6 protein-coding genes are annotated in these 16305 nt (G+C 69.9%); all 6 read left to right on the top strand.

The features are described from left to right. The first annotated feature begins 226 nt into the window (after positions 1-226). The 6 genes from CMC5_RS05565 to CMC5_RS05540 all read left to right on the top strand — a co-directional run bounded on the left by CMC5_RS05565 (position 227) and on the right by CMC5_RS05540 (position 16304). The gene (locus CMC5_RS05565) at positions 227-1849 is read left to right on the top strand and encodes a hypothetical protein (RefSeq protein ID WP_063796215.1); all 1623 of its coding nucleotides are present in this window, start codon (positions 227-229) and stop codon (positions 1847-1849) included. Between the two features lie 210 nt (positions 1850-2059). Continuing rightward, positions 2060-7870, top strand: coding sequence for a tetratricopeptide repeat protein (locus CMC5_RS05560; protein ID WP_245678312.1), 5811 nt, complete (start codon positions 2060-2062; stop codon positions 7868-7870). A gap of 59 nt (positions 7871-7929) precedes the next feature. Next, positions 7930-9786 (top strand): bifunctional serine/threonine-protein kinase/formylglycine-generating enzyme family protein, encoded by a 1857-nt coding sequence (locus CMC5_RS05555; RefSeq protein ID WP_050429437.1) that lies wholly within the window; start codon positions 7930-7932, stop codon positions 9784-9786. Between the two features lie 62 nt (positions 9787-9848). Beyond that, positions 9849-11999, top strand: coding sequence for a hypothetical protein (locus tag CMC5_RS05550; RefSeq protein ID WP_050429436.1), 2151 nt, complete (start codon positions 9849-9851; stop codon positions 11997-11999). A gap of 153 nt (positions 12000-12152) precedes the next feature. Continuing rightward, a complete protein-coding gene (locus CMC5_RS05545) occupies positions 12153-15398 on the top strand; it encodes an AAA family ATPase (protein ID WP_050429435.1) in 3246 nt (1081 codons plus the stop codon). A gap of 9 nt (positions 15399-15407) precedes the next feature. Next, a complete protein-coding gene (locus CMC5_RS05540) occupies positions 15408-16304 on the top strand; it encodes a mechanosensitive ion channel family protein (RefSeq protein WP_050429434.1) in 897 nt (298 codons plus the stop codon). Position 16305 lies beyond the last annotated feature (1 nt).

The raw sequence follows: 16305 nt of genomic DNA, 5'->3' as shown, positions 1-16305 counted from the left end.
CGATCACGGGGCGGTGAGGCGGCCAGCGGGTCGCTGGCGCGCGATGCCCCTTCACCCTGAGGCACGCTCACACCCACCGGCATGATCGCGACCCAGGCTCGACGTAAGGATAGCCACACTCTCCACGGGAGGCGAGGTCTGGTCGAGGCAGACCCCCCGTCGAGGGGATCCCTGTGCTGACGCGGACTCATCGATCCGGACGCCAATCCGGGCTAACACCCGCGGCATGAAGCCGGGAGCCAAGCGCACCAAGGCCGACGAGCCCTCTCCGCAGCAGAAGCTCCGGATGCCTGGTTCGAAGACGGGGACGACTTCCCCCGACGAGGAGCCCGATCGGTTCGCCTGGAAAGGCGCAGCGGTGGTGGCGGCCCTGGTGACCGGGCTCGTGGTGTGGCGGACGTGCTCCCCCGGGGCGGAGGAGGACACGCCGGGCGCCTCGTCAGGGCCACGCTCCGCCGAGAGCGGGGACAAGGCGGCGCTTGCTCCACCACGCTGCGCACCCGCTGGCGCGGCATTCGTGATCGACACCGAGAAGCGGCGCGTCCAGGCGGAAGGCGAAGAAGCGCAAGATCAGCTCGCGCCGTTCGCGGTGGAGGTCGGGCGCGGGGCTGCCTTCGAGGGCGGGTTCGCGGTAGGGGCCCTGCAGGAGAGCGAGGCCGGCGCGATGGCGATGGTCGCCTTCGTGGGGGCCGATGGATCGGGGGGCCGGCTCGTGAAGCTGGCGCGCTCACGAGGGGACCTGGAGCCGCCCTCGGTGACGAGCGCCGGGCGGGCCGTGATCGTCGCGATGCTGGAACCCAACGCGGGAGGCCGAGCGATCCGCGTCGCAAAGGTCGACGGCGACCAGGTGACGTGGGGCGCCGAGCTGGCCGAGGGGAGGGACGAGTCGCTGGCGCTCGATGTCGCCGCCTCCGGGGAGCGGGCCGTGGTGGTGTGGGATGACGTCACGCGCGACGGGAAACAGTCGCGCATCATGATGGCATCGCTGGACACCGCCACCCTGCGCTCCGTGACGAGCCCTCGACCGATCTCGTCTCCGAAGGGAGACGCGGAAGCACCTCGCCTCCTTTCGCGCCCCGGAGGGTACTGGCTCGCCTACGTCGCCCGCGGCGAGGAGCGCGCCGACGACGACAGCAGGGGCGCAGGGGCGAAACCAGGCGCAAAGAAGGTCGGTACGCCCGCCAGACTTCAGCGAAACCAGGAGGTCCTCGACGAGGACACCGAGGCCCCGGGCGAGATGATCACGCACCAGTGGCTGGAGGTGATGCCGCTCGACGAGACGGGCTCTCCGGTGGCGAGCGCGCGCGCGATCACGCCGCGCAGCGGACACGTGCTGGCCTTCGATCTGGCGAGCGGAGACGATGGCGGGGTGCTGCTGGCGTACCGCGACGACGACACGCCGAGCGGCTCCAGTGGTGGGAAGGTCAGCGTGCAGTTCGTGGGGCTGGGGATGGTGGGCGAGGCCATGGTGGTGGCCGGGGATGAACGGACGGCGCCAGGAAGCGCAGCGCAGGGCGTGGGAAGCGGGGTGCCTTCCTTGTTGCCGGGATGGCTGACGGTCGCGAACATCTCGGGCGCCACGCGGCTCGCTGCGCTGGGACCTCGTGGAGAGATCCTGGATCAGCTGGCACCCGAGGAGGCGCTGGGCGCAGGAGAGGCCATCGCAGCGAACGGAGGGGCGCTCATGCTGGCCCGTCCGGCGGGCACGGCGGTCAAGCTCGAAGTCCTGCGCTGTGCCCGAGGGGAAAAAGCACGCGCGGCCGGAGAGGGAGAGCCCTCGATCCCCGCGAGCGCCGACGACGTGGGACAACCCAGGGCCACGGACGAGGCCTCACCAGGAAATCCCTGAAAGCGCTCGGTGCGGGGAGGAGTGCAGTGTAGTCGCGCAGACGCCAGGGAGCCCTTCCTCGGGCATCGGCACGCAACGGGGACGGGTGGGAGGGAGTGGGCGAAGGCTTGATGCGCACCGGCGAAAGCCGATCCTGGATCGGCCAGGGGGGGGTTGTGTAGCATCCGCGCCGTGGGCCAGGGCAACGACCAGCACGACGATATTGAACGGTTGAGCTTGTCAGACCTGGTGTCGGAGGTGGGCTGGGAGGAGAAGCCGGGAAGCGATCAACGGCCTCAGGTCCGTGCACCGAGCGGCCCCCAGGCCCAGCGACCGCTCGGGCAGCCGCCGCCTGGACCGCCGCCCCCGCCTCGCCGTGATGCGGGTGGACAGCCAGGACTACCGCCGCCACTGCCGCCCCCGAAAATGCCCCCGAAGCCGCTGACGAACGCGGGCTCGGTCGCCCCCGACGCGGCCGCAACGACGACGCGGGCGCTCACGGTACCGAAGGCGCAAGGCGCGCACGATGACGCCACGAGCGGCTCGCTTCCGCCTCCCAAGGCGCCAGGAGCGCCAGCACCAGGAGCGCCAGCACCGACTGGGCTGCCGGCGCGGGCACCCGGGCTGTCGTCGCGCACGCTGCAAGGCGGGCGGCTCGGTCCGACCACGATGGGCACGCAAGCGACGAAGCTCGGCACGCAAGCGACCCTGCTGGCACCAGCGTCGCCTTTCGAGGCCTCCGCCGTGAAGCCGCCGGAGTCGGGCCACGCGCCAGCCTCGCCCAGGACGCCGACGGAGGACGGCGCGCCACGCCGAGGGACCGCCGGGGAGCTTCCCATCATCGACGAGCTGCGCGCTCGCGCCGATCGGCTGCGCGAGTCCGACCCGGTCGCGGCCGCGCGTGCCCTGGTGGAGCTGGGCATCCACGAAGAGCGGGTGCTGCAAGACCGTCCTGGCGCGCGGCGCTCTTACGAGCGGGCGCGAAAGCTTTGCAGGACGCTGGAGCCAGCGCTGACGCGTCTGCGTCGGCAGGTCGAGAGCCGAGCGGAGCTGCCTCTGGCGCTGGAGCTGGTGGAGGATCAGCTCCGGATCGTGGACAGCGAGGCGATGCGCTCCGACCTGCTCGCGGAGCGGGCGAGGCTCTGCGACGGGCTGGGTCGTCCTGATGAGGCCCGCGAGGCGTTCAGCGAGGCGCTGCGGCTGTCACCGATGCACGCCGCGTCCTTGCGGGGGCTGGAGGTCGTGCTGCGGCGCGAGGTGGCGCGTGGGCGCGATACAGCGCTCGCCGGCGAGTTCGCAGGCCACCTGGAGCGCCTCGCGGATGCGTATGCGCCCGGCCGGGAGCGGACCGACGGCGACACACGGCTGTCGGCATGGCTGCACGTCGAGCGGGCCCTGACGCTGGATCGCAAGCTGACCAAGCCAGAGCTGGCACTGGCTGCGCTGGAGGCTGCGGTCGCGCTCGAACCGACCCCGGGACCCGTGCGTGACGCCCTCCGACGCCACCTCATCCGTCACAACGGAACGGTGGGGCTGGTGACCGCGCTCAGCGTGGAGGCAGAACAGGAGCGCGATGAGGCGCGCGGGTCGCGGCTGCTCTACACGGCCGGGCGGCTGCTCGTCGACAAGCTGAAGGCGCCAGCGGACGCGATCGCGCTGCTGTCACGGGCCGCCGCGCGGGCGCCTGCGTCGTCGCCGACGGCACGCCGGGCGCTGGCCGAGCTGTGCCGCCTCCTGGAAGCGAGCGGCTCCACGGAGGGTGCGGCGGGGGTGCGGTTGAAGCAGCTCGCGCTGCTCACCGATCACGACGCGATCGTGTACGAGCACGTGCGGCTGTCCGAGATCTTCGACACACTCGGCGAAGCAGAGGAAGCCGCGAGGCACGCGAGTCAGGCACTCACGCGCGACCCGAACGACATGGCCACGCGCGAGCGCCTGGACCGGGCGCTCGCGCGGCTGGGGCGCGACGACCAGCGTGTGCAGACCTGGATCGATGTCGCCAGCTCGGACCGGCCCGCGCCGCTGCGGGTGACGGCCCTGGTCCGCGCCGCAGAGATCTGCGAGCGGCAGCTCCGGCGACCCGACGAGGCAGTGGCCTACCTGAGGGCTGCCTGGGTGATCGAGCCCGGCAACGCGACGGTCTTCGACGCGCTCTCCGCGCTCCTGTCCCCGAGACCCGTCCCCGTGCCCGAGGACGAGAACCCGGCGCGCTCCCGCTCGGGGGCCTGGCGAACCGATGAGGATCCACGCGGCGTGCGGGCGCGGATCGACCTGTACACCCAGGCAGCCGCGACGACGCAAGACGGCGCCCGGAAGGTGGGGCTCCTGGAGAAGCTCGTCGCCATCTGGGAGGACGAGCTGGGTCAACCGGCGCGCGCCATCGAGGAAGTCGAGCGCATCCTGGAGATCGATCCCCAGCGCCGCACGGCGATCCTGGCGCTGCAGCGGAACGCGGCGCGGGCGGGTGACGCGCAGCGGCTGGCGCGAGCGCTGTGCGCCGAGGCGGACTTGACCGGCGACCGGGAGCTGGAGCGTCGCCTGTTGCTTCGCGCAGCCGACATCACCGAGGGGCGGCTCGGCGATCGGGATCGCGCCGCGGCGCTGATCGAGCGGGCCTTGGCCATCAACCCGGACGACCCCGACGCGCTGAGAGCGCGCGTCAGGATGAACGAGCGCGGCGGCCGCTTCGAGGAGGCGCGCGCAGCGCTCCTGCGACTGATCATGCGGGGAACGCGAGACGGCGCTGCGCCGGCCGACGCCGAGGCGACCTTCGCACTCTGGATCGAGATCGCGAACCTGGACGAGCGCCGACTGGTGCGACCGAAATCGGCGGTGGCAGCGTACCGAGAGGCCGCGCGGTTGCGACCGAGGCACCCCCTGCCGCGGCTGGAGATTGCGCGGCTGCTGCGGGAGACAGGGGACTACGAGCAGCTCGTGGGGGTGCTCGGTGGGCTGGCGGGCGAGGCCCAGGACCCGGAGGATGCAGCCCGGCTGCTGGTGCAAGCCGCCGAGGTACAAGAGCTGGTCCTGGGGCGAGACGACGAAGCGCTCCGGAGCCTGTCGCGCGCCGACAGCGCGCTCACCGAGCGGGACGTGGACTGGGCGATCCTGGAGCAGATGGAGCGCATCCACGTGCGCGCCGATGGCCACGGCCCTGGGGTCTGGGGACGGCCACCGTCGCAAGCAGCACCGCGCGCCGAGGCAGAGCTCGCGGCCCTCTACGGACGGTGGCTCGAGCGGCAGCCCCCCGCGTCCGTGGATCACGCGATCCGGGTCTCCCTGGCGCACGTCCTCGCCGCGACGGACCCGCGCGAAGCCGTGGAGATCTTGCAGGGCCTCATCACCGTGGTGCCTTCCCACGTTCCAGCGTTGCGGCTCCTGGAGCAGCTCCACCGGATCGTGGACGCCCCGACCTCGCTCGCAGCGGTACTGCGTGCGGAGGCGGACGTGTTCATGTCGAGCGTCGCGCGCGCTGGCGCGCTCTGGGAGGTGGTGAGCCTCGAAGAGCAGATCGGCCCGGGCACGACCATGGAGGCGCTGGAGCGCATCCTGCGCGACGCCCCGCGGGACACCGCAGCGCTGGCAGCGATGATCCGCGTGGCCGGCAAGGTGGGCGGCGGCTCGGTGGCGCACCCGACGGCCCTGGGGGCGCGCACGCTGTTGCTCGATGCACTGCGCGCGCGCAAGGAGCTGACCAACGATCCGGTGGGGCGAGCGCTCTATCACATCGAGGAGGCGGTGCTGGCAGAAGCGCAGGCGGACTCGGATGCCTCCGCAGCCCGAGCCGCCCTCGCGGGCTACAGGAGCGCGCTCTCCCTCTGGCCAGAAAGCTTGCTGGCGGCGCGCGGGCTCGATCGGCTGGCCCAGTTGCTCGGGGATCGTGGGAGCCGGATCCTCGCCCAGACATCCCTGTCACGGCTCGCCTCCGGCGGCGCTGCGCAAGCCGAGCACCTGGTGCGCGCCGCGGAGCTGACCGCTGACGAGCAGAGCGCCGAGGCGCAAGGGCGAGCGCTGGACCTCTACGAAGAGGCGTTGCGCCTCCACCCGGACAGCGTCGCTGCCGGGCGCGCGGTGGCCCACATGCTGGTGGCCGAACCGGCCCGCCTCGCCGACCGACTGGGAGGAGCGCTGGAGAAGGCGTCGCACCCGGAAGCCGTGGTGCTGCTCGGCACCGAGATCGGGAGGGCGATCCTGCGACACCAGGGGCGAGGTGGAGCCCCCGAGCCAGGAATCGGCATCGCCGCGATGCGTCGCGTGGTGGAGGTCACGCCTGACGATCCCGAAGCGCTGCTGCTGCTGGCGCGACTGCTGACGATGCAGCGGGTGTGGGCGGAGGCGCGCGACACACTGAAGCGCGCCGTGATCGCCGCACCCGACGTGGAGGCGAAGGTCACCGCGTACTTCCTGCTGACGGACCTGTACGAGGGGCCTCTCGCCGATCTTCCCCTCGCGCAGGAGGCGCTGCAGGCCGTGCTGCTCCTCGAGCCGAACAACCGGCTGGCGCTGGAGCGACTGCACAAGATCGGGACGACGCGTGGGGATCACACGGTGACCCTCCACGCGCTGAGCCGCCTGGTGGACATCGCCCCCGACGCCCCCAGCCGCGCAGAGGCCGCCCTGCGACTCTCGGATGCCTGCCGAGACGCAGGGGACACCGCGGGGATGATCCGCTCGATGTGCGACGCCGTGGTGAGCGTCCCGGCGGACCAGCGCGCGTGGACGGCGCTCTCGCGGATGTACCGCCTCGACACGCCGGACGGTGCGGCCAGCTACGCGAAGGCGCTGCAACAGCTGCTCGATTTCGCAGCGTCACGGCGACAGGCGATCGAGCCACGCTGGTTGACCACCCTGGGATTGCTCGAGGTGAACTCGCTGCTGCGGACGCGCGATGGGATCGCGCACCTGCAACAAGCGACGATGCTGCCCGGAGCACCGCCGGAAACACGCACGGCGCTGGGACGAGGCCTGGAGGCCGCCGGCCGGAACGGCGAGGCCGTGCAGGTCCTGCGCGAGGCGCTCTCCAATGATCCCGAGGTGTTCGCCCGCGCGACGGACCTGAGCCTCGCGCTGGCGTCGATGGAGTCGTCGCTCGCGAAAGAGGGGCGCGCGGAAGAACGGCTCGCAGTGGAGGAGGTGCGGGCCTGCCTCGGTGAGGTCGGACCGGACCGGGTGATGCGCCTGCGCTCCAGGCGGCTGCCGGCGGAAGCCCTCCCGCCCGGCGTCCTCGCGGGCAAGGAGGTGAACGATCTTCTGGTGCCCGAGGCACAGAACGCGATGGTCGACGTCGCGGTAGCGCTGGCACCGGTGGCAGCCAAGGCCATCCGGTTCGAGCTGAGCAACCTCGGGATTGGTTCGCGGGAGCGGGTGAGCCCGCGAGACGGTCACCCCACGAGAATCCTCGCAGAGCGGATGGCCCGCGCGCTCGGCGTGGAGGCGTTCGAGCTGTACCTCTCGCCAGCCTGGCAAGGGGCCGCGCGCGTGTACCCCGGAGATCCACCGGCACTCGTCGCAGCCACCTCGTTCGTCGAACTGCCAGAACTGGAGCAGGCGTTCGCGCTGGGTCGGCTCCTTTCACGCGTCGCCCTCGGCTTCACGTTCCTCGACGAGATCTCGATCGAGGCTGCCGACGGAATGCTGCTCGCAGCCATGCGCACCCTGGAGCCGAGCTTCTTCTCCGGCGAGCTGACCCATGCACGCGAGCACGCTGCCCAGCAGATGTTGCCTTCGGTACAGCGGGCCATCGGCAGGCGACAGCGGAAGCAGCTCGAAGAACTCGTCGGCAAGGTGAGCGCCGCGTTCGATCCGCGTTCGTTCACCATCGGCGTCCGCCGCAGCGAGTACCGGATCGCGTACATCCTGTCCGGAGACCTGCTGGCGGCGATCGACTACCTGCGCCGCTTCGACCGGGAAATCGGCCGCTCCACCGAGGAGCCGCGCGTGCTACTCCAGCACCCGGTCACCAACGAGCTGATGCGTTATGCCCTCACGGTCGACGCCTACAACGAGCGCCGTCGCACCGGAACCGTGTGGGCGGGCATATGACGAAGGCACGGCGTAACCCTCCCTGAGGGGTACGCCAGCGACGACGAGGGACGGATCACGTGGGGCTCGAGCTCAACGACGGCAGCATCATCGAAGGGCGTTATCGGCTCGCGCGCGTCATCGCCGAGAACGATATGGGCACGGTCTGGTCCGCCGTCCGTCTCGACGGTGGCCCTCCTGTCGCCATCAAACTCTTCTCCCCCACCGCCGCCCGCGGCTCTCAGGTGAACCAGCGGCTCTTGCGAGAAGCACGCGCGGCTGCCGCCTTGAGGCACCCGAGCGCGATCACCATTCACGAGGTGCTGGTGCTCGCCGACGGGACACCAGCCATCGTGACGGATCTGCTGAACGGCGAGACCCTGCGCACCCGCTTGCAACGAGAGCGACGGATCGATCTCCCCGAGATGTCGCGCATCATGCTGCCGGTGATCTCGGCCGTGGGCGCAGCCCATTCCCTGGGGATCGTCCATCGCGACCTCAGGCCGGAGACCATCTTCCTGGTGGAGCCGGGCCTGGGACAGGTCGGCAGCGCTCGGGTGAAGGTGCTCGATCTCGGCATCACCCGGATCACCGCCGTGGAAGGAGAAGCGGCTCGGATTGCAGGCCAGACCGAGCCCGGAACGCTCCTGGGAACGCCACACTACATGGCACCAGAGCAGATCCTCGGAACGCCCGAGGTGGACTACCGCGCCGATGTCTGGTCGCTGGGTGTCGTCCTGTACGAAGCGCTGACCGGCGTGCGCCCTCTGGACGGCTCGAGCACGGAGAAGATACTGAAGCGGATCCTGGCCGGAACCGTCACACGCGTCCGGCTGGTCGCGCCGCAAGTTCCCTCGATCATCGCCTTGCTGCTCGAGAAGATGCTCACCGTCGACCGAGAGCAGCGTCCATCTCTGCAGGAGATCGGAAAAGTACTCGTTCGCTTCGGAAACGTGACGTTCCGCCCCTTCGGCCCACCCGCTCGCGCACGGACGGCTTCAGGTGAGTTCGCGCTGGTGAACGGCCTCCGAGAAGAGCCGTCGTCCGTCTCGTCGGCGGGCGTCGCAGGGGACGGGACCCCCCTGCCGGATGTAACCGCGTCGTCATCACTCCATGACGAGGTGAGCCACGTCGACGAAGGGGCAGCCACCGACCGCTTCTCGGAACCAGGGAGGTTCTCCGACCCAGGAAGGTTCTCCGAGCCAGGAGGCTTCTCGCGCAGCGAGCTCGGTGCCGTCGGTATCCTCCCCGACGAGGGCGAGGCGTCCCCAGCAAGCCCAGTCTCCAGCTCCCCCGCCGTGGCCACCTCGAACGCCGCAACCACCGTGACGGCGGCCGCCTCGGTGGCCGACGTGACCACGGCAGCAATCGCCGCAACCGCCGCGACCGCGCAGATCGAAGAGGTCGCAAGCTCGCGAAGGCCCGAGCCCCCGACCGCACTTCACCAGAATTCGGAAGGCACTCATCGGCCAGGAGACGCGACGCCGGCAGCACCGCCCCAGCGATGGACCTCACTCCTGGGAGGCGCCGCGATCCTGATGGTGGGCTCGGCGCTCATCCTGTGGTGGCAGCGGCCCACACCAGGAGGCTCCTGTCCCCAGGGGATGGCGCAGGTCGGAGAACAGCTGTGCCTCGACGAGCGTGAGGTCACGGCCGCGCGCTACGCCGCATGCGCAGAACGAGGCCAGTGTCTGGCTCATGCCCCAGCCCCGAGTGGAGCGCCCTGTGCCGCCAGTCCTCCGGCGGAAGCGGAACCTGCAGCCCGCTGCGTACGTCGCGACGCCGCGGAGGCGCTCTGCCGGGCCGAAGGCAAGCGGCTACCCTCCCAGGAAGAGTGGACGCAGGCGTCGGCTGCCGTGAACAACAGCCCCTACCCGTTTGCGAGCACGGAACCCGCAGCGACGTTTCGCTGCGCGGCAGCACCGTCACCCCCCTGAGCACACCTGAGCGCCGCAATCCTGTTGCCTGACAGGAATTCGCGCGTACACGCTGGTGGATCATGAAGGGAGCCAGGGCCAGCGACGCGAGCGTTACCGAGCACCTCGTGACCTGGACGGTCGCAGCCCCTGAAGCGCACGACGAACCCCCCACCACCCCTCATCCCGTCGACCTGACGGCAGGACGCGCAGACGCGGCACCGCTCTGGCTCTTGCCGAGCGGCGCGTTGAGCCATACCCCCTCCCTCGCGCCTCGAGGAACGGACGCACGCGAGGCGCTGGTGACGGCCGCACGCTGGATCTCGTCACGACGTCAGACGGGCTTCGAACGCCTGTTCCCGACGTCCTCGCTCCAGCCGAGCACCTCGACACGACCCGAGCGCCTCTCGGCGCGGCAAGGCGCCGGCCTCCTGACGCAGGTGCGTGGCGCGCTCGAGGTTGCAGCCGTGGGTGGCCCCGTGGCCCGCCGAGATGTGCTCGACGCCGCGCAGATACGCTCGGCAGGGCTGACGGTCCTCTCCCACCTGGTCGCCACCGCGCTACGAGATCCTTCTTTCACTGACCTGGCCGAGGAAGCGACGGCCGAGATGCTGCGGCTCCTGCACGCCGAACAGGACGACGAGACCGCACGGCCCGCCTTGCGCGCGCATGCGATCCACTTGCTCCAGCTCCGCGCCCCTGCGCTCACGGAGGCTCACCGGCGAGAGACGGAAACGTTGGTCCGGCGTCTGCTGCGTGAAGCCCCTCCCTATGCCGAGCTGCGAGGCCCCTGGAACTTCGCCATCTGTTCGGCCAGCGAGTTCGTGGAGGGTGAGAACCGGCTTCTGGTGAACGCTCTCGGATTCCGAGAGATCGCTCTGCCTGAAGGGACACCACCCCCGCCGACCCACAGGTCGAGCTATCGGGCGTTCGAGGCGCCCTTCACCACGCCTGCAGGCCAACCCATCCGGCTCTTCGTACGGACGGCGCTTCCCAGGGACGAGCACATGGAGATGGGGAGCCCCTTCTTCACCGGGCTCCTCATCAACCGTCATGCCCAGCTCGGAGCCTTCGACATGAGAGCCGCGACGGTGCGGGTGCTCCAGGCGGGGTACAAACTGATGATGAACTCGCAGTGCGCGGGGCTGACGACACGCTTTGCCATCTCGCGCATGTTTCCGGATGCCGACATCTACTCGTCGTGGGACTCGACCTATTTCAAGAAGGATGCTCAGGGCGAGGTCAGCGCATCGGAAGGCCTGGACTGCTTCCTCGCCGTCCTGGAGGGGATGCGTCACGGCGAAACACACGAGCAAATCAGCGAGCGAATCCGCAAGGCCCAGTGGCGTCACCCGCATCAATCTTCGCCGGGGTTCGTGCAGTTCGTGGGTCCTTCGCACCCGCTGGTCGTCGCTCGGTACAGCGACGTGAACCAGGACGGGCGAGCCGACTACTACGACGGATTCCTCGACTTCCACCTGACGGAGATCGCGGAGGACGTCCACGCCTCCCTGGAAGCGCGTGACCCAGGCGTCCTCGTCTCGCAGGTGAGCGGAGAGGCCGCACACGGGCTGAGCTGGGCAGCTGGAAGCCTCAACCGAGTCGCCCAGTACTCGGAGCTGTGGGTCGGCCTCCCGGGGTTGAGCGAACTCTTCTACCCGTTTCATTCCGGTGGGTTCTATAGCCACCGGGAACCCCCTGAAGACGTACCGACAGGGACGGCACCACCGCAGGACCTCGACAAACTACCGGCCCTCGTACGCTTCCTCCCGGCGCCGGAAGTCGAAGGAGGGTTCGTCGCAGAAGTGCTGTTCCACAGCTTCCTCAGCCACGCAGCAAAGGAGGTGAAATCCCTCTTGTGCGCAGCGGACGCTCTGCGTCGTGCCCTCGACCTCGGATACTTGCCCGCCGAGGGCCCCCTGGCGAGTCCAGCGGGACAGCGCGGAGCCCTCCTGCTCACGCTGGCGGGTCTGCTCGAGGTGCCCGCCGCTCAAAACGTACTCGACGGCCTGTGGTCGATGACGCTCACGGCCCTCGCGCTGCCCGAGATCTCGCGCAACCTGGTGAGGCGTTGCGTCTCGGCAGCAGAGCAAGCGCGGTCGAACGTGTTCGGTTCGGCGCGCGCGCTGGAGCAGCTTCTGAGCACGCTGAAGACTCGTGATCCGGTGGCGCATGCGCAGCTCGCCAGCGACGACCCCTTCGTGGGACGACTCCAGCCGATGCGCTTCGGCTGATCCGCCTCCACGCGGAGGCACACGCGCTCGGGCCTGGCCGGCCCCATCGAGCCAAGATGCAGTCCTGTTGTTCCCGCGGCCACCGCGAGACATCGCAGCGCTTGCAAAACAGGGGGGAGACTGCTGGGGTTGGCGCTGGGAATGGTACGGCGGATGACGGTGCACAGGGGTCTCGCGACCCTCGGAACGACCTTGCTGCTCGTCGCCCTCGCCGCGACTGCACGATCGGCGGCTCCCGGCGATACAGGGACGGTCAAGGGGGCGTCGGACGCGGGCATACCCACCGACGCAGGAGCCTCGAAGGACGAGGTGGTCGACGGAGGCGTCCCCGAAACGGGGACCGACGCTCCAGAAGCGACGGCCCTCGACGCACTCGCACAGCGCCTGGAACTGCTCGACCAGCAGCTCCAGGCGCTACGAGCGCTGGGCCGTGGAACCCTTCCGGAGCGGGATCTCACCTGCACGGCGCTGCTCGGCATCGACTTGACCGACGACGCGGCCGTCACGCGGCGACGGCTGGAGCTCGGACGCGAACTCGAAGCGAAACAGAATACCGAACGCACGCCGGAACTCGTGGACGCCGGGAGCGACGCCGGCACAGACGGGGGTATTCACGAAGCGCCACCACCGCGATCGCCCGAGGTCGAACGAAGAGAACAGGAACTCCGGCAGCTGGAGCGCGAGGTCGCCGAGGCGCAGATCGCGCTACTGAGCAAGCCCGCATGGGAGCGGCGGCGCATCGCCGAAGCGGAAGCAGAGCGGGCGCGGAACGCTCGACAGCAAGAAGCCGCCGAGGCCGAGCGGAACCGGGCCGCCGAGGAGGCGGTTGCCGCGGAGGAAGCACGGCAACGGGCCCTGGTGGAGGCCGAACAAGCCCGAAGCGCAGCGCAGCGCGCCATCGCCAGCGAGCGGGCGCGCGCCGAGCAGGTGCGACGCGATCAGGCACGGATGCGCGAGGAGATCTCGAGCCGGCGCAGCCAGGACGCGAGCGCATCGAGCGCGAGGCAAGCCCGGATCTTCGAACTCGTGGACGCCGCAGAGAAGGCGACGCCCGGGGCTTCAGCGACCGACGCGCTCTACGGCCGGATCATGTCCCAGCTCGAGGCCCTCAAGCCGGACACCGAAGCCGCGCTTCGAGAGGTCTCGTCCCGAGCGGAGGTCCCCCGCTACAACCTCCCCGCCGATCTGCCCACGGGCAGCACGGAACTCGGTCGCGAGCGCCAGGAGCTGCTGTCCCTGGCCGAGACGCTCGTCGAGGGAGAGCGCGCACTGATCCTGGAGGCCCGGAGGCTCTCGTCGGAGCGCATGAACGAGCTGCTCGCCGGCGAACGCGAGCTGAACCGATCGCGTGTGCAGCTGCTGGGAAAGCTCAGCCAGACGCGACGGGACGAGGTGCTCGGGCTGGGTCCAGAGGGCGGAGCGCAGCTCGGCTGGGAGGCGTGGCATGTGGGCGCGAGGGCACGCTGGTATGCCCTCACCCGCGATGATCTCGGACACCGCGCTCGCGCTGCGCTGCGGGATCCTTATGTCATCGGTGCCCTGATCACCCGCGGCGCGCCCGTGCTGCTCGTGCTCGCGGCGGCGTTTTACGCCTTCCGGCGGCGCCGGCGCATCGTCGACAGGAGCTGGACGGCCGCGTCCCGGGTGATCCGGAGACCCCCGCTGCTCAGAGCCATCCAGCGTGCGCTCGACGTGCTCGCGGCGCTGTCACCGGAGCTGATCTTCCTCGCCGCCATCTGGGGCATCCATGGCGCGCTGGGCCCGGTGGCGAGCTTTCCCGAAGCGCAGATCGCTTACGAACTGCTCATCTGGTACGGCCTCTATCGGCTCTGCTTGAACGCGGCCCACCGCTCGATCAAGTGGCTGTCGAGCACCCCGAACGCGCCCATCCGCGAGGCGACCAGCGCGAAGGTGCTGCGCTCGCTGCGCTTCGTCGGTCGCTATGCACTCGGCGTCCGGGTCGTGCTGTCCCTCACGGCCGCCCTGGTGGGCGAGGCGTTCATCCACCACCAGGTGCGCCGCTTCGCCTGGCTCGGCGCGATCCCCATCTTCCTGACGCTGATCAGGCGGTGGCGCGGCGACATCGCCGACGCCTACCTGCGCTTGATCACGAAGGGAGCTCTCGCGGACGCGGTACGCTCGACACGCGACCGCTGGTACGGCTTCTTCATCGCCGTCGCCGCCTTCGGCGTCATCTTGCTGGCTGGCGCGAGCAGCGCAGCGCGACGGTTCGTCCTCGGCTTCGAGCAGTCGCGCAAGGTACTCGCCTACCTCTTCCGCAAGCGCCTGGAACGGCGCGCCGAGGAGGACGCCCCGCGCTTCACCGCGCTCGGACTTCCCCCCGATCTCGTCGCCTGCTTCTCCGAGGAGCCGCTGTCCGACCCCTCCGAGGGGATCGATCGCTTCCCGGACCTCGAGCGCTTCTCTCATACCTTCTCGACCTGGCGTGGAGGTGGCCGGACCGGCTCGATGCTGATCGTCGGCGGAGCTGGCGCTGGCAAGTCGAGCTGGCTCGCCGCCGCGGCACAGCGTGCCGAAGGCGTCCCCCAGACCCGCGTGCCCCTGCCCAGACGCATCACCTCCCCTGGAGAGCTGTATGCACAGCTCGGCGCCGCCCTCGGCGCTCCTCACGACGCACGCACGAGCGCAGACGCTCTCGCCACCTGGATTCGCGCCCAGGAGCCACAGCTCATCGTCCTCGACCACGCCGAGCGGCTCATCCTACGCGGCACCGGCGCCTGGGGGGCCTGGGACGCCCTGGAACGGCTCATCGAGCAGGTGCGGGACGGCGCCTTCTGGCTCTGCACGATGGACCTCTACGCCTTCCACTACCTGCGCTTCGCTCGGCAGAGTGAAGGAGCGTTCCGCGCCACGGTGCATCTCCCCCGCTGGACCGAGCAGGAGATCGCCGCACTGGTCCACTCACGCAACGCGCGCAGCGGCTACAGCATCTCGTACGACGACCTGCTGCTGGAGGAGGTCGGTGGGCACGAGCGCGAGGCGCGCCTCGTCAGCACCGAGCAGGACTACATGCGCCTGCTCTGGGATCACGCGAACGGGTCTCCCCGGGTCGCGCTGCATTTCTGGCTTCGCTCCCTCGTCCCCGACGGCGACGGACAGGTCCGCGTGCGCCTCTTCCGCAGCCCGTACGAGGACGATCTGGAGGCGCTCGACGAGCCCTCGCGGTTCGTCCTCGCCAGCGTCGTCTGGCATGGCGACGTCTCCCCCGAGGAGGCCGAGTTTTCGCTGCGCTATCCGGTCTCGCAGTGCGAGGCCGCCCTCGTCCGGCTCGAGGAACTTGGTGTCCTCGCCGAGGACGAGCGCCGCTACCGGGTCACCACCCGCTGGCAGGGAGCCGTGAACGGCTTCTTGCTCCGCAAGCACCTCATCGAGCCGTGAGGGACGACGATGGATCCTACGATCGCGCTGGACATCCCCAAGGACACCAACCTCATCGAGATCATCCGCCTCGGCGGCGTCCTGACGGGCCTGGCGGTGCTGGTCATCACCTGGTTCGTGGTGCGTCTGGTGCGCGGCACGCTCGGACGGGTGGGCCATCGCTTCGCCCATCGGCGGCTGCTGATCAACCAGATCTCCACCCTGGCAGGGTTCACCATCTACCTGACGGGGATCCTCCTCGCGGTCAGCGCGTCGGTCAGCCTGTCACGCGAGGTCGTCATCGCCCTGACGGGCACCGCGGCGGTGACGGTCGGGTTCGCGCTGAAGGACCTCGCCGCTTCCATCCTGGCCGGGGTGACCATCATCCTGGATCGACCTTTCCAGGTCGGTGATCGCGTCACGTTCGGAGGCACCTATGGCGAAGTGCGCTCCATCGGCCTGCGCTCCGTCCGGCTGATCACCCTGGACGACAACGTGGTGACCATCCCCAACAACAAGTTCCTGACCGAAGCCGTCTCGTCCTGGAACTACGGCGCGCTCGACATGATGCTCCAGCTCGACTTCTTCGTGGGGGTCGATCAAGACATCGCGCTCGCGAAGCAGCTGGTTCAGGAGTCGCTCACCACGAACCGCTACGTGTACCTGAAGAAGCCATGGATGATCGTGGTCAACCAGGTGGTCCACGAGAACTACTTCGCCGTGCGGCTACGGGCCAAGGCGCACGTGCTCGACGTGAAGTACGAGCAGGAGTTCCAGACCGACGTGACCGAGCGCGTGCTGGAGGCATTCCGCGCGCATGGCGTGCTCCCCCCCGCGCTGCTTCACCGAGAAGTGACGGACGTCGCCCCGAAGCGTCGGCGCGTGCCCGGCAAAGACGGGCCCATCGGCCAGGTGCCCGCGGCGTGAC

Origin of the sequence: Chondromyces crocatus (assembly GCF_001189295.1) — a bacterium.
In the GTDB taxonomy this organism is placed as follows: Bacteria; Myxococcota_A; Polyangia; order Polyangiales; family Polyangiaceae; genus Chondromyces; species Chondromyces crocatus.
The sequence above is the reverse complement of the archived record's forward strand: the minus strand, read 5'-3'. Positions and strand labels throughout refer to the sequence as shown.